We start from the raw sequence: 17,740 nt of genomic DNA, 5'->3' as shown, positions 1-17,740 counted from the left end.
GACCCCCTCGGACCGGGGTAGACACACGGCATGTCCGCCCTGCTCGACAGCGGCGTGCGCCGGGGCGCGGAGGTGCGCTGCCCCGCGTGCATCCGCTTCATCCCTGCTGACGCCGCGTGCCCGCACTGCCTCTGTGGTGCCATCCCTCCGGAGCGCCATGGCTCCGCGCGAGCGCTGGTGAAGTCCGGCGTGGACCGCTTCGCCCTGGCGGCCCGCACCGCCGCGCTGGAGCCCGCGCAGGTGGCGGTGCTGGAGGCGCGCTACGCACGGCAGTGGGGCGCGGTGCTGCGCCTCTCCGAGGACGCCCGGCGCATCGAGCCCCACCTCGTGCAGCGCGGCTTCACGCGGGAGCTGGAGGACGCGTGGGCGCTGATATTGCCCATCGAGGATTCCTCCCTGGAGGAGATGCTCGCGCCCTTCAGCCCCATGCCGGACTCGGTGGAGTGGCTGGCGGACAAGTCCCCGGATCCGACCCTGCGCCTGATGGCCTCGCTCGCCTGTGTGCACCAGGGCAGGGGAGCGCGGGAGGCCCGCTTCTCCGTGAGCAATCAACTGCTGCACGGGGAGGGCCGCATGGCGGTGGAGGCCATGCTCGCGATGACGCGCTGGCGCAACGGCCTCTCTCCGCGCCTGGGCGCCGAGGAGCGCGAGCGGATCCGCGGCCTCGCCCTGGGCGTGCTCCATGTGCCGGAGCTGTCCGTGCGCGCCGCGGTCGCGTGGACCCGGGCGTCACATGAGGTGACGCCGGAGAACGTCTCCGAGGCGCTGCACCGGGGCCTGTATGGCTCCGACCCGGAGGTCCGCTTCGAATGCGCCCTGTGCCTTCGCGACGAGATGGAGGTGTCCCAGGCGCTGGACTCACCGGATGCGGACGTCGCCGCCTTCGCGCGCCGCACCTTGAGCCAGTGGGGCTCGCGCCGGCTGCTCGCGCGCCTGCAGCGGGACGGCGACGCGGCCTTCGCGAAGGACGTCCTCCGCCAGCTGCCCACCCCTCCACCCGAGGGCGCCCTGGAGGCGCTGCTCACCGTGTCGCTGCGCACGGTCGGGTCGCTCGCGAACGAACTGCTCTCCTTCGCGAAGCAGCGCCCCTTCCGCGCGTGGGGGGCGGAGGACCAGCGGCGCTGGGCCCGCTGGGCGCGCTCGGCGCTGAGCGACCTGTCCGCGGAGACCGCGCTCGACTTCTTCGCCTGGGCCGCCACGCCTCCCCGAAACGACCCCGAGGCCCCGGAGGAGGAAGAGTCCGAGGCGATGTGGGCCTTCCTGGAGGAGACCGTGCACGCCATCGACCGGGGCACGGCGAAGGACCGCGCCGCGTGCTTCGGTGACTCCGCGTTCGCGCGCTTCCTCCACCACTCCGGCGTGGATGAACAGCGGCGGCTGAACGACTGGGCCCGCGACCCGGACAGCGGCGAAGCCCTGCTGGAAGCGCTGATGCTGTATCCCTCCCGGGTCTGGCAGCTGGACCTCGCGCCGGAGCGCCGGAGCCAGGAGAAGCACCCCGACCCCGGTCATCCCGGCCGGTTGCTCATGGCCGTCTGGGAAGGGCCGGGCCAGCACCTGCTGGTGGCACCGCTGTCCCGCGTGGTGCGCTCCTGGCGCTCCACCCACGGAAGCGAGCTGTTGGTGGAGGCCGTGTGGCGGCGCTTCCAATCCCATCCCGCCGAGCGCGGCGCCCTGCTCACCGCCTTCGCGGCCTGGCGAGACCGCCTGTGGGAGAACCAGTGCGAGGTGGAGCCCGACGCCCTGACGCGCTTCCAGGCGTGGTGGCGCCTGGATCCGGAAGGCCTCTTCCAGCAGACGATGCAGCTGCTGGACGACGTCCCGAAGGATGCGCTGCCCCGGAGGCTGCGCGCCCTCTGGGACGCGGCGGAGGAGCTGGTGGGCACGCGCCCGCGCACCGCGTCCCTCTCCGTGTCGAAGGGCGCCATGGCCCTGCGCAATGGGCTGGAGTCCCGCGACGCGGACGTCCTCACGGCCCTGGACGCGGAGCTGGATCACTTCGAGGCGTGGCTGCCCGCCTTCGAGCAGCGCGTGCTCGCCACGCCGTCTCCGCCGGAGGAGTCGAACGTCCACCGCGACTTCCTGGACGACACGCACAACGCGCTGCGGATGATGCAGGAGCGCCGGGAGCGCAGGCTCGAAGCCGAGGCGTACGCGCGGCAGCGTGAAATCGACCGGCAGGTGGCCGAGTCCCGCCGCCGCGACCAGGAGCGTCAGCGGGAGCTCCAGCGCCGGGAAGCGGAAGCCCTCCAGGCGCGGATGGCCGCGGAGCGCGAGCAGCAGGAGACGCTCTCGCGCGTGGAGGCCCAGCGCCTGCTGGTGACGCTCCAGCCGCGCGTGCCGCTCAAGCCCGTGGACAGCGAAGTGGTCTTCCCGGAGTCGGCCTTCCCCACGCTCGTGGACTACGCGCGGATGATCAAGGCGATGCAGCGGGGCGGGGACGTGATGAAGCTCTTCGACACGCTGGGGCTCACGCCCGTCACCTGGGCCGCGCAGGCGAACGCCTGGGGACAGGCGATGGTGGGCCGCATGGAGCTGGGAATGCGCTTCGGGGAGCTGCTGTCGGCGCCCTGGGAGTGACGTCCCGGGCGCCGGGAGTGAGCGCTACTGCGCGGTCGCGCCGCCGTCGAGGACCATCTCCGCGCCGGTCATCAGCTTGGACTCGTCCGACGCCAGGTACACCACGGCGTTGGCCACGTCGTCCGGCTCACCGAAGCGGCCCGCGGGGATGCCCTTGAGCATGCGCGCGCGCGTCTTCTCCGCCTGGCCACCGGCCTGGGCCAGCGCCTCCACCATGGCGGTCTCCACGTAGCCGGGGTGGATGGAATTGCAGCGGATGCCATAGCCCTTGTAGGCGCAGTGCAGCGCCACGGACTTGGACAGCATGCGCACGGCGGCCTTGCTGGAGCAGTACGCGGGGAACTGCGGCACGCCCACGAGCCCCGCGATGGAGGAGATGTTGATGATGGAGCCGTTCTTCGACCCGGACTCCCGCATCACGCGGATGCCGTGCTTGCAGCCCAGGAACACGCCGTCCAGGTTGACCGAGTGCACGAACTTCCACTCGTCCAGCGACATCTCCTCGATGTCCTTCACGATGCCCATGCCCGCGTTGTTCACGAGCACGTCCAGCCGGCCGAACTTCTCCACGGTGCGCGCCAGCGCGCTCACCCACTGGTCCTCGCGGGTGACGTCCAGCGGGAGGAACAGCCCTGCGTCACCCAGCTCCTCCGCCACAGCGCGGGCCTCGCCCTCGCGCCGGTCGGTGACCACCACCTTCGCGCCCTCGCGCGCGAGCATCCGCGCGGACGCGGCACCCAGGCCCCCCGCGCCGCCGGTCACCAGGGCCACCTTGCCTTCGACTCGCTTCATGGTCGTCGTTCCTTCATGTGAGCGGCGGGTGCGTCACGCCGCGGGGTTGGGGGTGAGCAGAATCTTCCCGTTGCGGCCCGGCTCCAGCGCGCGCTTCACCGCGTCCTGGATGCGCTCCAGCGGGTAGGTGCCGTCCACGGGCGCCTGGAGCGTGCCCACGGCCATCAGCTCCGCCAGCCGCGCGAGCGTGGCGTTCTGCTCCTCGCGAGGCGCGTCGCGCAGCCAGCGCGTCAGCCAGAAGCCGCGCAGGGTGACGTCCTTGAAGATGCTGGCCGCCGCGGACAGCTGGGGGCCCTTGCCGCTCATGGCGCCGTAGTTCACCAGCGTGCCGCCCGTGGAGAGACAGTCGCCCACGCGGCGCGCGGACTCGCCGCCCACCGCGTCGATGCCCAGCCGCACCTTCGCGCCGCCGGTGGCCGCGCGCACCTGCTGGGGCAGTTCGTCCGTGTCCAGCAGCACCACGTCCGCGCCCTGGGCCTTGAGCGGGTCGACCAGCTCCTGGCGGCGCACGACGTTGACGGTCTTCAGGCCCATCACCTGCGCCAGGGTGATGAGGTAGCGGCCCACGGCGGAGTTGGCGGCGTTCTGCACCACCCACTCGCCGGGCTGGAGCGTCACGAACTGGCGCAGCATCAGGTAGGCGGTGGGCGGGTTGATCAGCAGCATGCTCGCCTGCAGCAGGTCCAGGCCCGGCGGCACGGGCAACAGCTGCGCGGCGGGCGCGGTGACGTGGGTGCGCCAGGTGCCCGAGCCCAGCGGCAGGAACACGAGGTCGCCCACGGCCACCGCGTTGGAGCCCGCCACCTCCACCACGCGGCCCACGCCCTCGTTGCCGGGCGTGGCGGGCAGCTTGGGCAGCACGCCGTATTCGCCGGAGAGGGTGAGCAGGTCGGAGGGGTTGATGGGCGTGGCGAGCACGGCCAGCCGCGCCTCACCGGGCTTCAGCGGCGCGGGGGACTCCTCCACCACCTGGACGACGTCGGGGGGCGGCCCGAAGGCCGAAAAGCGCACTGCTTTCATGGCATTGCTCCCGCGCTGTGAAGGCCGCGCCACCCTAATCGCCTTCCGCCCTGCTGCCGAGCGTGCGCTGCGACACCACGCGCCGTGTGCATCCGCTGGTGGATGGATCCGCTGCGCCTGCATTCCCGCCCTCGGGCGCTGGCGCTCTGTCCACCCTCGGACGTGAGTGGAAGGAGGCTACCGGCCGTGGACGATCGGGCCTCGCCATGACGGTGGGGGCTGCACAGGTTCTGAAATGGACCCCTCGGTGGGGCGGGTGGGGACGGGCGAGGAGGGCGAGTGTGAGCAACGTGCACCACGAAGGGGCCCTGGCCGGGCCGGGGGCCGTCGTCGGGGAGGGGCTTTCCGCCACACCGTGCGTCTGGAGACGCAGGCTGCTCACGGTCCTCAAGCCCCTGTTCGCGATGGGCGGCCTGGGGATGCTGGGCACCCTGGTGCACAAGGCCGGCGCGGGGGAGCTGAAGACGACGCTCCTGGATGCGCTGCCGCTGCTCCCCTGGGTGGTGCTCATCGAATTGGGACGGCAGACCTGCGACGCCACGGCCACACGTCTGTCCTATGGCGCGCGCGCGGGCCAGGTGCCCCTGTCGGCCCTGGTGCGAGCGCAGCTGATTGGAACCGCGGTGTCGAGCATGGCGCCCGCGGGCCGCGCCGCCGCGGAGGCGACGAAGGCCACGCTGCTGACGCCCTACGCGGGAGGCGCGTCCGCGACGGCGGCGGCGGCCACGTCCCAGTCCGCGTCGCTGGGGGCCGGAGGGCTCATCTCCTTCCCGTGCGCGCTGGCGGCGTACCTGATGACGGGCTGGAGCGCGTTCACGGTGGCGATGCTGGTGCACGGGGTCGTGTTGCTGCTCGCGTCGCTGGGCGTGCGCGCGGGGCTGCGGGCGAAGCGGGTGGGCGCGTGGATGCGCAGGCGGTGCGGCAAGTGGGGCACGCACGCGGAAGCATTCCAGGCCTCGCTGTGCGCCGGAGGGCTGTGTCCCTGGCGGCCCATGCTGGCGTTCCTGGGCAGCCGGGTGTTGCAGGTGATGCAGTACGCGGTGCTGGCGCACGCGGTGGGTATCGACTCGACGGTGGTGCAGGCGCTCTTCACGCAGGGGCTCTACCTGGTGGCGCTGGCGATGGGTTCGCTGGTGCCAGGACAGGTGGGGGTGACGGACGGGATGTTCTCACTGGCGGCGGGAGCGATGGGGACGACGGCGGCGAAGGCGATGTCCATCGCGCTGCTCGCGCACACGGTGCAGGCGGTGTTCGTGCTGGTGGGGGCGCTGACGCCGCTGGTGTGGCGAGCGAAGGCCAAGGTCGCGGCCGCCGCGCCGGTGGTGCCCCCCGTGCTGCCCGCGCCGGTGTACCGCTAGGTCCTCTTCGCCGCCTCGCGAACGAGCCAGTCACGAAACGCCACCAGCTTCGGCAGCGTGGCGCATTCGGGCCGGTAGACGACGTAGTAGGCGAGCGCGGAAGGGAACTCGACCTCCGGGAACAGGCGCACCAGCCGTCCGGCCGCGAGGTCGTCATGCGCCATGATGCTGCGGGCCAGCGCCACTCCCTGTCCGTCGATGGCCGCCTGCAACACCGAGGCGGAGTTGTTGATGCGCAAGCCCGGCTGCGTCTCGACGCCCTTCGCGCCCGCCTTCTCCAGCCATGCATCCCACGTGGCGAATCCCAGGCGCGCATCCACGGACCTGTCGTGGATGAGCCGCAGGCCGCGCAGGTCCGACGGCCGGCGCGGACGGCGGTTCTGCCGCAGGAGCGCCGGTGAGCAGACGGGATACACCTCCTCGTCGAGCAGCTTCTCCGCTGCCAGTCCGGGCCAGCTCCCAGCTCCGTAGCGCACGCCGATGTCCACTCCGCGAGCGGCGAAGTCGAGCAGGTCGGTGGACGCATCCAACCGCACGTCCAGCTCTGGCCATGCGGCCTGGAACCGCTCCAGGCGTGGCAGGAGCCACTTGGCCGCGAAGGCGGGGCTGACCGTGACGGTCAGCACCCCGGCCGACGAGCCCTCCTTCAGCCGGGCGACGCCGATGCTCAGCCGCTCGAACCCCGCGCGGATGTCCGGCAGCGCCCGCTGGGCCGCTTCGGTGAGGACAAGCCGCTTCCGTCCGCTCGTGCCCCGGTGGAACAGCGGCGTGCCGAGCCCCTCCTCGAGGCTTCGCACGAGCTGCCCGACCGCCGCCGGGGTCACGTGAAGTTCAGAGGCAGCGGCGGAGAAGCTTTCGTGCCGGGCGCTCGCCTCGAAGGCGCGCAAGGCATTGAGGTGTTCGGGTGCGCTCATGGGCGGTCAAGATTTCCTTTGCCGGAAGCCAAGATCATCTCGATTGTGACCTCACTTGGTCAGGCGCATGAATCCTCTCGCTGACGAGATAGCTCATCTTCGAGGAGGGTGGGCGAGCCGTGGTCATCGGGCATCGGGAGGACAAACTCCAGGCCGCCGTCACGGAGCTGGCCGCGTTCGGTCCCGTGGAGGGCCTGCGCGCGGACATCACCTCGAGCGCCGAGAGGCAGGCGCTGATGGCCCGGCTGCAAGGGGAGCACGCCGACGCGACGCTGCTGGTCAACGCCGCGGGCGTCTTCCTGCCGAAGGCGTTCCTGGAGCACGAGGAGCGCGATTACGACCAGTACCTCGACCTCAACAAGGCGGTCTTCTTCATCACGCAGGCCGTCGCGAAATCCATGGTCGCACTGGGCAAGGGGGGCGCCATCGTGAACATCGGCTTGATGTGGGCCCGCCAGGCCATCCAGGCGACTCCCTCCTCGGCCTATTCGATGGCGAAGGCGGGACTGCATTCACTGACGCAGCACCTGGCGATGGAGCTGGCCGGCCATGGCATCCGCGTCAACGCGGTTTCGCCCGCGGTCGTCGAGACCCCCATCTACGTCCATCCGCTGGGCCGCGTGGGCCGTGCGGAGGATGTCGCGCGGACCCTTGCCCATCTGTTGTCGAGCGAGGCCTCCTGGGTCACCGGCGCCATCTGGGATGTCGACGGCGGTGTCATGGCGGGACGCAACCAGTACAACTGACTCCAGGCATCGCGGTGATGCGGAAGGAGAGGCGCGCGGATGAGCGGTCAGGCGAACCATGCACGGTTCATTCAAACCCTGCAGAAGGCACCCCGGGTGCTCACCGAAGGCTCCGTGGTCGAACGTCTGCGCCGCCATCCCGCGGGACTGTTGGATCCGCACGTGGCCAACGCGGGCCTCCTCTTCCACCTGGAGGGACGCGAGGCGCTCGCCGGCATCTACCGCGACTATCGCGACATCGGGTTGCGCCACGGCCTGCCCACGCTCCTGCTCACGCCCACCTGGCGCGCGAACGCGGAACGGCTCGCGCGAGCGGGCCTCACCGGCCGCGACGTTTTCGGCGAGGCGGTGGAACTGCTCGCGGGCCTGCGCGAGGAGGTGGGCAGCCGGGGAGAGGGTGTCTTCATCGGAGGGCTCGTCGGGTGTCGAGGGGATGCCTACCGGCCCGAAGAAGCGCTCTCACGCGAGGAGGCCGCGGCCTTCCACGCGCCCCACGTTGAAGCACTGGCACGCGCCGGGGTGGACTTCCTCGTGGCGCAGGCGTTGCCGGCCCTCTCGGAGGCGGAGGGCCTCGCCCAGGCGATGGCGCGCACGGGCGCGCCATTCCTGCTGAGCTTCATCCTCCGTCCCACGGGGACGCTGCTCGACGGAACTCCGCTGGCCGAAGCCGTGGCGCGCATGGATGCCCTGCCTGGCGCGCGCCCGACCGCGTACATGGTGAATTGCGTCCATCCCTCCGTCTTCCGCGAAGGCCTGTCGCGCCAACTGGCTGCCTCGCCGTCCCTCGGTGAGCGGGTGGTGGGCCTGCAGGCCAATACCTCCCGCCTCTCGCCCGAGGAACTGGATGGGCGCGCGGAGCTCGACAGCGAAACGCCGGACGCATTCGCGAGGGAGATGGCGCGCGTCCACGAGGAATGCGGCACGCGCCTGCTCGGAGGGTGTTGCGGCACCGACGAGCGGCACATCGCCGCACTGGCCAGCGCCCTGACAGAAAGCGTTCCGGAGTGACGGCCAACGCGGTCAGCCAGGTCCGAGGCCTTCGGGCAGGGCCACCCCGGCGGCGGCGAACTTCAAAAACCTGTCCGACAGTCGGACAAGTTTCGGAGAACCGCGTCTGAGGCCCGCCGCCCCATCCAAGTAGCGGAAACCTGTCGGACAGTCGGACAGGTTCCCGGAAGCCCCTGGCCAGGGGCTCGCCTCATCCAGGCAGCGGAAACCTGTCGGACAATCGGACAGGTTTTTGGAGAACCGATGCTGGGGGCTCTGCGCCAGCCTGGCCGCAGAGACCTGTCGGACAGTCGGACAGGTTTTTGAGGACCGTGGCCGGGGAGCCTCCGTCCCATCCGGGCGGCTGAACTTGTCCGACTGTCGGACAGGTTTTTTGGAACCGCGTCAGACCGGCGGGGTACACCCCAGGCTGTTCGGGGGCTCAGGCCGGCCGGACCTGGACCGGCGTGCCGCTGAAGGCTGCGTTGCCGCTGACGACGTCCAGCGCCTGATCATCCGTGAGGTCGTTGATGCTGGCGCCTGCGTGCGCGCTGGCGACCTGCTGGCGGATGCCGGGACGCTGATGGCCGTAGCCGTGCGGCAGACTGACGACGCCGGGCATCACGTCCGCAGTGACGGCGACGGGAACGGTGACCTCTCCGACTCGCGAGCGGATGGTGGCGTTCGCTCCTTCGGTGAGCCCCAGGCGTGAGGCGTCATCCGGGTGCACCATGAGCGTGCACCGGGGACGGCCCTTCACGAGCCCCGGCACGTTGTGCATCCATGAGTTGTTGTCTCGCAGGTGCCGCCGGCCAATCAGCAGCAGTTCGCCTTCGCGAGGTGCCGCGTCGTCCGGGAAGGCGGCGCGAAGCCGGGCCACGTCCGCGACCAGCAGCTCCGGTGCAAGCTGGATGCGCTTGGCGCGGTTGCGGAGCCGGCCGGGCAGGCTGGGCTTCATCGGGCCCAGATCGATGCCGTGTGGCGCTGCGCGAAGCTTCGCGAGTGACAGGCCGTGCTTCTTGAGTGGATGGAAACGTGAGCCATACGGCCCCATGCGCAGGCCCAGGTCGAGGATGCGCTCCGGCCCCAGGCGCTTGAGGGCCTGGTGCTGGAGCTGTGCTCGGATGCTTCGTCCCTTGCGCAGGGTCTCCAGGCGGTGCTGGAGCTCCAGGACGATCTCCCAGTCCTGGCGCGCGTCCGGACCGGCGGCGAACACCGGCGGCGAATACTTCGCGGTGTTGCGCACGGCGAGCACGTGGAAGACGAGGTCGTAGTGTCCTCGCTCCAGCAGGGACGCGGGCGGCAGGATGTAGTGGGCGTGGCGCGTGGTCTCGTTGAGGTACGGATCCACGCTCACCATGAAGTCGAGCTGTCCCAGCGCCGTATCCAGCTGCGTGCCGTTGGGCGTGGACAGCACGGGGTTGCCAGCCAGGGTGATGAGCGCGCGGATGCGGCCTTCGCCCGGGGTGAGGATCTCCTCCGCGAGCGCCGCGACCGGTAGCTCACCGGAGGACTCCGGCAGGCCCCGGACCCGGCTCTTCCAGCGGCCATGGCTGCCAGGGCTGACGCCGAACGCTCGAGGCCCGCCGATGAGGTCGAAGGCCGGAAGGGTGAAGAGCGCGCCGCCCTCGCGGTCCAGGTTGCCGGTGACGATGTTGAGGACGTTGATGAGCCATTGGCAGAGCGAGCCGAACGGCTGCGTGGACACGCCGACGCGGCCGTAGCAAACGGCGCCATCCGCGGCGAGGAAGTCCCGGGCAATGCCGCGAAGCACGTCCGGCGCGATGCCCGTGTGCGGCGCCGTGCGCTCCGGAGGGAAGTCGCGGACGAGCGGCAGCACGGTGTCCAAGCCGTCCACGAACGCCGCGAGCCGTCCCATGCGGTGCGCGTTCCCCTCCAGCACGACATTCAGCAAGGAGAAGAGCGCCAGCGCATCCGTGCCAGGACGGACGAAGACGTGCTGATCCGCGATGGCAGCCGTTTCTGTACGGCGGGGATCGATGACGACGACCTTGCCCCCGCGCTCCTGGATGGCGCGCAGCCGGGCGCGCACATCCGGCGTCGTCATCAGGCTGCCATTGGACGCGAGCGGGTTCGCGCCCAGCATGAGCATGTACCGCGTGCGGTCGATGTCCGGGATGGGCACCAGCAGCTGATGCCCGAACATGAGGTGGGCCGCGAGCTGATGGGGCAGCTGGTCCACGGACGTGGCGGAGAACCGGTTGCGCGTGCGCAGCGCGCGAAGGAGCCGGGGGGCGAACATCATCGCGCCCAGGTTGTGCACGTTGGGGTTGCCCAGGTACGCACCCACACTGTTCGGCCCGTGCTCCTTCTGGAGGTCATGGAGCCGCTGGCTGATGTCGCGAAAGGCGTCCTCCCAGGACACTCGCTCCCAACCGGAAGCGGTGCGCTTCATGGGGTGGCGCAGCCGGTCCGGATCCTCGTGCAGGTCGCGCAGCGCCACGGCCTTGGGACAGATGTGGCCCCGGCTGAACGGATCTTCCGCGTCGCCCTTGATGGACGTGATGCGCCCATCCGCCACTTCAATGCGTACGCCACACATGGCTTCACAGAGGTTGCAGGTGCGGAAGTGGACGGAAGCGCTCATGGGCGGTGAGCCTACGCCGCGGAACCAAAGGTGGGTCTGTCTCCAATGGGAAAGAGATATTCAGGACGCTATGTCCGCTGGCGGCTTGCTGAGGGAGCCATCGAGCCGTACGACCCCTTGGGGGGACTTCTTCATCGATGGCGAGGATGCTCGTGGAGGTGCTCGATGCCGAGGCAGGACGCGCTGGAATGGAGAAACCACTGATGCCCGAGTTGAGGGCGGTCGCGGCTGGGTGACGGACTGTTCCCCGCGATGGCTTTCCTGAACGTGGAGGTCCACGACGCCGAGGTCACGGGCGTGCGGATGGATCGGGCGCCTGGATGAGGCGGGACACGTCTACCGGCTGCTGTCTCGCGCACGCGAAAGCATCGCGTTCCAGGTGGCCTTCCGTACGTTGCCTCCGGAGTAGTCCCACCTCCCAGGTTTCACGACGCCCTGTGCCATCCGTCCCGGCTACCTGACAGCCGGGGAGTCACTTGAGCCCCCAACAGCCTTGCCTTGGGCGTCTCGATGCCGTCCAATGGTGCACAAACCAATGATCGCCGCCGGTGGCGGTTTTCCAGAGCATGCGCACCGTTGCGATCACCGACTGTGGGAAGAGGGTGAAGGGGAAGGCGATGACGGGGACGGCGTGGACAAAGGGGGCGCGAGGGGTCGCGCTGGGGATGCTCCTGCTGGTGGGCGCTGTGGCCCACGCGGGACAGGCGGGCGGGGTCAACATGCCGGATTCCCTCCAGGTGGAGGGCAAGACGCTGGCGCTCACCCACATGGAGCTGAAGAAGAAGCTGTTCTTCAACGTGTACGTGTGGAGCCTCTACATGGAGGAGGAGCCCACCTGCTTCAAGGAGGCCGTCGCCTCCAACAGCCTGAAGCGCCTGCACTTCCGCTTCCTGCGCACCATCACCAAGGACCAGCTGGTGGGCAGCTTCCGCGAGGGCCTGCGCCAGAACCCGGCCATGCGCCAGGACGCCCTCAACCAGTCCCTGGAGAAGCTCCTGTCGTCCCTCCATGACGTGCGCAAGGGCGACGACCTGGTCCTCACCTACCTGCCCGGCTCCGGCCTCCACGTCTCCGGTGGCGCGTCCGGCGGCGTCCACATCCCCGGCAAGTCCTTCGCCGACGCCCTCTTCAGCTCCTGGCTGGACACCCACCCCATCTTCCCCAAGTAGCCGGCTCGCCTGGCAGGGAAGTTGGGCCTCAAATTGGATGCGCGTTTCTCCTCGGCGGCGGGTCTGAGCGCGGTAGTCTCGGACCCACCAACATCCTTGTCAGGAGGAATCGCACCTATGCGGACACGTCTGGTTCTGGCTGCCCTCGTTGCCCTCTCCACGGGCTGCGTCTCGCAGGGGAAGTTCAACGAGAAGGCCCTGGAGGCGGAGGGGCTGACGAAGAACCTCACGGATGAGAAGGCGGCCCGCACGGCGGCCGAGGCGAAGGTGAAGGAGCTGGAGGAGAAGCAGGCCGCGCTGGAGCAGGAGAAGACCGCGCTGCAGACGCGCCTGGACGCCTCCGAGAACCGCCTCACCACCGCCGCGGCCGAGCGCCGCGCCCTGGAGGACAAGAACGCGCAGCTGGCCGCGCTCAACGACGAGCTGGGGCGCAACGCCAAGAAGCTCGCGCAGGCGAAGGAGGAGCTGGAGAAGAAGAGCTCCGAGTACGAGAACCTGGCCCAGTCCCTCAAGCAGGAGATTTCCGACGGCAAGATCGAGCTGTCGGAGATGAAGGGCCGGATGACCGTGCAGCTCAAGGACAAGATCCTCTTCGCGTCCGGCTCCGCGCGCGTGGGCAAGGAGGGGCAGGAGGCGCTCACGAAGATCGCCGACGCGCTCAAGACGGTGCAGGGCCGCATCGTGCGCGTGGAGGGCCACACGGACGACGTGCCCACCGGCGGCGGACAGTTCCCCACCAACTGGGAGCTGAGCCTGGCGCGCGCCATGGCGGTGGTTCGTTCGCTGCAGGACGCTGGCGTGGATCCGACGATGCTGTCCGCGGCGGGCTACGGGCAGTACCAGCCGCTGGTCCCCAACGACACGCCGGAGCACAAGAGCCAGAACCGGCGCATCGAAATCGTGCTCGCTCCCAGCCTCGGAGGGCGCTAGGACGGCGCGCGGGAGACCCGCGCACCCGTCATGAGAACGCTCCTCTGCGTCGTCTGTGTATTGCTTGCGACCGGAGCCGTTGCACAGGCTCCGGACGCAGGAACCCCCGCTGGCGACGCAGGCGCTCCCACGGGCGTGCTGACCAGGCCGCCCGCCCTCTTGCGTCAGGTCGAAGCCGCCTACCCGCCGGACGCCGCCGCCCAGCAGCTCGAGGGCACGGTGGTGATGTTCATCGACATCTCGGAGACGGGCGCCGTCACGAACGTCGAAATCACCCAGCCCGCGGGCCACGGCTTCGACGAGGCCGCCGTGGAGGCGGTGAAGCAGTTCCAGTTCGAGCCCGCGGAGGTGGACAACGTCCCCGCGCCGGTCCGCATCCAGTACGCCTACCAGTTCGTCTTCCGCGCGCCGGAAGCGCCTCCGGAGGTCTCGCCGGACGGTGGGGTCCAGGAGCCGCAGGGCCCGGTGAACTTCAGCGGCCAGGCGCTGGAGCGCGGCACGCGCAAGCCCCTGGTGGGCGCGGAGGTGGTGCTCACGGAGTTGGACCGCTCCGCCGTCACGGACGACGAAGGGCGCTTCTCCTTCCGGGGCGTCCCCGTGGGCACGCACCCGGTGGTCGTGGTGATGGGCAACTACGACCGCTTCAAGACGCAGGAGACCATCGAAGAGGGCAAGGAGACGCGCGCCACGTACTACGTGCAGAAGCGCATCTTCAGCCAGTACGAGACGGTGGTCCGCAGCGACCGCGAGCGCAAGGAGGTGACGCGCACGACCATCACCGTGGCGGAGGTGCAGCGCGTGCCGGGCACGCAGGGTGACACGCTCAAGGTGGTGCAGAACCTGCCGGGCGTGGCGCGGCCCGCGTTCAACGGCGGCGCGCTGGTCATCCGAGGCACCAGCCCGCAGGAGTCCGGCGTCTTCCTGGACGGCCTGCGCATCCCCATCCTGTACCACTTCGGTGGCCTCACCTCCGTGTACAACTCGGACCTGCTGGAGGCGGTGGACTACCTGCCCGGCAACTTCTCCGCGTACTACGGCGACATCACCGGCGGCGTCATCAACGTGCGCAGCCGCGAGCCCCGCACGGACCGGTTCCACGCCACGGTGGGCATCAGCCTCATTGAATCCAACGCCGTGGTGGAGGGTCCCATCACGGACACGCTGAGCTTCGCCATTGGCGGCCGGCGTTCGTACATCGACCTGGTGCTCAAGGCGGTGCCGTTCGACGACGACAGCCTCCAGGTGGCGCCGCGCTACTACGACGCGCAGGCGAAGCTGGTGTGGAAGCCCAGCAGCCGCCACACCTTCACGCTGCAGGGCCTGACGTCGCGCGACCGGCTGGCATTGCTGCTGGACCAGCCGGCGGATGGCGATCCCACCGTGAATGGCGGCCTGGACGTGACGACGGGCTTCAACCAGCTGCGCCTGCGGCACCAGTACCGCGAGGGCAAGCTGACGCTCGACACGCACGCGCTGGTGGGCAACACCATCCTGGACTTCCAGATTGGCGAGCGCGGGCTGCGCATCGCGTCCACGGACCTGTATCTGCGGCCCACGGTGGAGTACGCGTTCAACGACAGCGTGACGGTGGCGGGCGGCCTGGACGTGGTGGCGAACCTGGCGAACGTGAGGGCCAGCATCCAGCAGCCGCCTCGGGAAGGTGAGCCTCCGTCGCCGCTCGTCACGGAGGACCTCATCAACATCGACGGGAAGTTCACCCAGTACTACCCGTCCGCCTGGGCGGAGGTGCGGTGGCGGCCCATCAAGGACCTGCTGGTGGTGCCGGGCGTGCGCACGGAGAGCTACGTCTTCACGGACCAGCAGGAGGTGAAGCGCTCGGTGAACCCCCGGCTCGCGGTGCGCTACGCGCTCACGGAGACGCTGACGCTCAAGGGCGGCGCGGGCGTCTACCACAGCCCGCCGGTGCAGGATGAGCCGTCGCCGGGGTTCGGCAATCCGGACCTGGGCGCGAAGCGGTCGCTCCAGTACAGCGTGGGCGCGGAGTGGCAGGCGCGGCCGGAGTGGTTCGTGGGCAGCGAGGTCTTCTACAACGACCTGGATGACCTCATCGTGCGCTCCAACGCGCGCGTCGTGCGCAACGGCGAGTCCGTGCCGGAGAACCTGAAGAACGGCGGCGTGGGGCGCATCTACGGATTTGAATTGCTGGTGCGCCGGGCGCTGACGGACCGGCTGTTCGGCTGGATTTCGTACACGCTGTCGCGCAGCGAGCGCCGGGACGCGCCGGACGCGCGCTGGCGCAAGTTCGACAACGACCAGACGCACGTGCTGACGGCCATCGCCAGCTACAAGCTGCCGAAGGGCTGGGAGGTGGGCGCGCGGTTCCGCTTCGCGTCCGGCAACCCGACGACGCCGGTGCTGGGCTCCAAGCGCGACGACACGTCGGACGTGTTCATCCCGTACTACGGGCGGGTCAATTCGCAGCGGCTGCCGTCGTTCAACCAGCTGGACATCCGCGTGGACAAGAACCTCATCTTCGACACGTGGAACCTGGACCTCTACCTGGACCTGACGAACGCGTACAACAACCAGTCGGTCGAGGGCGTGGCCTACAACTACAACTACTCTCAGCGCGAGTTCTTCAAGGGCCTGCCCATCCTGCCCGTGCTCGGCCTGAAGGGAGCCTTCTGACGCCATGCGCACTCCCGTCCTGCTGTCTGTGATTGCGTTGCTGGGCTCCACCGCGTGCAGCGGCCCCGACTTCGACGCCCAGAGTGAGATTCGCAGCGTGCGCGTGCTCGGCATCAAGGCGGAGCCGCCGGAACTGGCGTTGGATCCGAACGCCTCCACGCTGCCGCCGCCGGTGACGTTCACCGCGCTGGCGGTGACGCCGGACGCGCGTCCGGTGACGGTGACGTACGCGCTGTGCCGGCCGGACGTGAACCCCTACGGGGATGTGGCGTGTCCGGGGGACAGCGGGGTGCCGCTGAACAACGGCGTGCTGTCGTTGAGCGACCCGGCGGTGCAGGCGCTGCTCATCGAAGCGTTCCAGGCGGCCACGGGGAGCACGGGGGGCGGGGACGGGAGCACGTTCGACTTCAGCGACCCGGCGGTGCAGCAGGTGCTGCGGACGGGGCTGCCGCTGTTCGTGGGGTACGAGGCGACGGACGGCAGCGGGGCTCCGGAAGGCGTGGAGCGGGGCGTGCGGCGCATCACGCTGCGTTCGACGGACACGCCCAACCAGAACCCGGTGATGCAGGACGTGCTGTGGAACGACGCGCCGCTCGCGGGGCCGCTGCCCCTGGACACGGAGGTGACGTTCACGCCGGTGCTGGGGGCGGGCAGCGAGGAGACCTACGCGACGGCGGACGGGACGCGGACGGAGCAGGTCTTCTTCAGCTGGTTCGCGACGGGCGAGGGCGAGGTGGGGTCGTTCCGTTCGCTGGAGCCGGTGGACGGCAAGCCCGGAGACCCGACGACGACGTACACGACGACCAAGACGCCCGAGCGCATCACCGTCTGGGTGGTGGCGCGCGACGGCCGCGGCGGCACGGATTGGACGACGCGCACGGTGGACGTGGGGCCCTGAACCGTCACGGAACGATGGTGGGGGAGCTGTCGAAGAGCGCGTCGAACAGGGTGGTCTGGGGTGGACGCGTCCACTCCACGGCGACGGGGACGGGAAGGGCCGCGACTTCGGGGGGGAGCGCCGTGACGTGGAAGTGGGCCTCCAGTTCCCGTGCGATGATGCGCGCGGTGTCGCTCATGGCCGCGGGCAGGGGAGGCAGGTGCAGGTGGGCCTTGCCGCGCTTGCGGCCCTCGTAGTCGAACGTGAGTCCATACACCGTGTAGACCGGTGCCAGGATGCTCAGGCAGCCCACGAGTGCCCAGGGCACGGGCTGCATGGGGATTCCCTTCGCAGGATAGACGGCACAGCGCAGGGATGCCTGGGAGGTCGTAGTTGCTTCCGCCAGGGTGAAGGCTGGAAGACGCATCCTCAACTGTCGCCGGAACTCCTCCCAGCGCTCGTTTCGCTCTAGCACCTGCGCCCAGCGCTCCTGACGGCGCTTGAGCTCGGGATGGGCATCGTCCAGCGACTCCTCGTACGAAGCAGGCCAGTAATGGCGAGCCAGGGTCAGCAGTTCATCCGTGCTGGGGGGCATGGCGCGAGGGCTCCAGCGTCAGAGGTTCAGGTCACCAAACAGCACCGGAGGCGCCCGCTCATCGCATTGCGCCCTGAATCGGGCTCCAGCAAGGGACGCCTCAAAGGTCCTTCGCAGGTGCGCCTTCATCAGCTCACAGAGCATTCCGAGCGGTGAGTCGATGGTTGCGGAGCTGAAGACCACCTGGGCGGCCTCATTGATACGGTCCGCCGCGATGCGCTGTGCCAGCGGGAGGGAGAGGATGCCCTCGTGGGTTCGCAGGGGCGTTTCAACCCCGAATCTGCACAGCACGGACTCGCTGGTATTGGCGCGAGTCAGCCGGATGTGGATGCAGGCGGAGCGCTGACCGCCTTCTTCCCCTGGCGTTGCTTCCTTGAGCGTTACGAAGCGGATCTGCCGGGGCAGTATTTGCCCCGTGACAATCGTCCGGTCCGTGGGCCCGACACAGGCCATGCACAGGGACAGCACGGCCGCGACTTGAAGCCACCGTCGCCGTGCTGCCTGTGCCGCCATGG

At 69.7% G+C, this 17,740-nt stretch carries 14 protein-coding genes; 8 read left to right on the top strand and 6 right to left on the bottom strand.

Annotated features, from left to right (window positions below; translation table 11 throughout):
- Window positions 1-30 precede the first annotated feature (30 nt).
- Complete coding sequence (locus D7X96_RS16490; RefSeq protein ID WP_121770162.1) at window positions 31-2,580, top strand: hypothetical protein; 2,550 nt, start codon at window positions 31-33, stop codon at window positions 2,578-2,580.
- Window positions 2,581-2,604: 24 nt separating this feature from the next.
- On the opposite strand, the gene D7X96_RS16485 is transcribed toward D7X96_RS16490, so the two are convergent.
- Entirely contained in the window at window positions 2,605-3,372 is a 768-nt protein-coding gene (locus D7X96_RS16485; RefSeq protein ID WP_120550197.1) for a glucose 1-dehydrogenase, read from the bottom strand.
- A 33-nt stretch (window positions 3,373-3,405) separates the two neighbouring features.
- Window positions 3,406-4,392: a zinc-dependent alcohol dehydrogenase family protein gene (locus D7X96_RS16480; RefSeq protein WP_121770161.1), complete on the bottom strand. Its 987-nt coding sequence runs from the start codon at window positions 4,390-4,392 to the stop codon at window positions 3,406-3,408.
- Window positions 4,393-4,673: 281 nt separating this feature from the next.
- Between D7X96_RS16480 and D7X96_RS16475 the strand changes: the two genes are divergently transcribed.
- Window positions 4,674-5,750, top strand: a complete 1,077-nt coding sequence (locus D7X96_RS16475) for a lysylphosphatidylglycerol synthase domain-containing protein (RefSeq protein WP_208647322.1) — start codon at window positions 4,674-4,676, stop codon at window positions 5,748-5,750.
- Here D7X96_RS16475 and gcvA read toward each other — a convergent pair.
- Entirely contained in the window at window positions 5,747-6,664 is a 918-nt protein-coding gene (gene gcvA, locus D7X96_RS16470; RefSeq protein ID WP_121770160.1) for a transcriptional regulator GcvA, read from the bottom strand. The genes D7X96_RS16475 and gcvA overlap by 4 nt on opposite strands.
- Before the next feature lie 95 nt (window positions 6,665-6,759).
- Between gcvA and D7X96_RS16465 the strand changes: the two genes are divergently transcribed.
- Both D7X96_RS16465 and D7X96_RS16460 read left to right on the top strand, forming a co-directional pair.
- Window positions 6,760-7,410 (top strand): SDR family NAD(P)-dependent oxidoreductase, encoded by a 651-nt coding sequence (locus D7X96_RS16465; RefSeq protein WP_121724512.1) that lies wholly within the window; start codon window positions 6,760-6,762, stop codon window positions 7,408-7,410.
- Window positions 7,411-7,449: 39 nt separating this feature from the next.
- Window positions 7,450-8,418, top strand: a complete 969-nt coding sequence (locus D7X96_RS16460) for a homocysteine S-methyltransferase family protein (RefSeq protein WP_121770159.1) — start codon at window positions 7,450-7,452, stop codon at window positions 8,416-8,418.
- 421 nt (window positions 8,419-8,839) lie between these two features.
- Here D7X96_RS16460 and D7X96_RS16455 read toward each other — a convergent pair whose 3' ends face one another.
- A complete protein-coding gene (locus tag D7X96_RS16455) occupies window positions 8,840-11,005 on the bottom strand; it encodes a molybdopterin oxidoreductase family protein (RefSeq protein ID WP_121770158.1) in 2,166 nt (721 codons plus the stop codon).
- 566 nt (window positions 11,006-11,571) lie between these two features.
- Between D7X96_RS16455 and D7X96_RS16450 the strand changes: the two genes are divergently transcribed.
- The 4 genes from D7X96_RS16450 to D7X96_RS16435 all read left to right on the top strand — a co-directional run bounded on the left by D7X96_RS16450 (window position 11,572) and on the right by D7X96_RS16435 (window position 16,651).
- Window positions 11,572-12,174 (top strand): chalcone isomerase family protein, encoded by a 603-nt coding sequence (locus D7X96_RS16450; RefSeq protein ID WP_244219608.1) that lies wholly within the window; start codon window positions 11,572-11,574, stop codon window positions 12,172-12,174.
- A 117-nt stretch (window positions 12,175-12,291) separates the two neighbouring features.
- Window positions 12,292-13,104 (top strand): OmpA/MotB family protein, encoded by an 813-nt coding sequence (locus D7X96_RS16445; RefSeq protein WP_120546124.1) that lies wholly within the window; start codon window positions 12,292-12,294, stop codon window positions 13,102-13,104.
- A 30-nt stretch (window positions 13,105-13,134) separates the two neighbouring features.
- On the top strand, window positions 13,135-15,753 hold the full coding sequence (locus tag D7X96_RS16440; RefSeq protein WP_121770156.1) for a TonB-dependent receptor domain-containing protein: 2,619 nt from the start codon (window positions 13,135-13,137) through the stop codon (window positions 15,751-15,753).
- Window positions 15,754-15,757: 4 nt separating this feature from the next.
- Window positions 15,758-16,651 carry a hypothetical protein gene (locus D7X96_RS16435; RefSeq protein WP_121770155.1) on the top strand — a complete coding sequence of 298 codons (894 nt, stop codon included), beginning with the start codon at window positions 15,758-15,760 and terminating at the stop codon, window positions 16,649-16,651.
- A 4-nt stretch (window positions 16,652-16,655) separates the two neighbouring features.
- On the opposite strand, the gene D7X96_RS16430 is transcribed toward D7X96_RS16435, so the two are convergent.
- Window positions 16,656-17,225 (bottom strand): hypothetical protein, encoded by a 570-nt coding sequence (locus tag D7X96_RS16430; RefSeq protein WP_120546121.1) that lies wholly within the window; start codon window positions 17,223-17,225, stop codon window positions 16,656-16,658.
- 18 nt (window positions 17,226-17,243) lie between these two features.
- A complete protein-coding gene (locus tag D7X96_RS16425; protein WP_244219607.1) occupies window positions 17,244-17,738 on the bottom strand; it encodes a hypothetical protein in 495 nt (164 codons plus the stop codon).
- Window positions 17,739-17,740 lie beyond the last annotated feature (2 nt).

It is taken from the genome of Corallococcus interemptor (genome assembly GCF_003668875.1).
GTDB classification, from domain to species: domain Bacteria; phylum Myxococcota; class Myxococcia; order Myxococcales; family Myxococcaceae; genus Corallococcus; species Corallococcus interemptor.
Note: the sequence above shows the minus strand (reverse complement) of the source record. Positions and strands in the feature narration are given on the sequence as shown.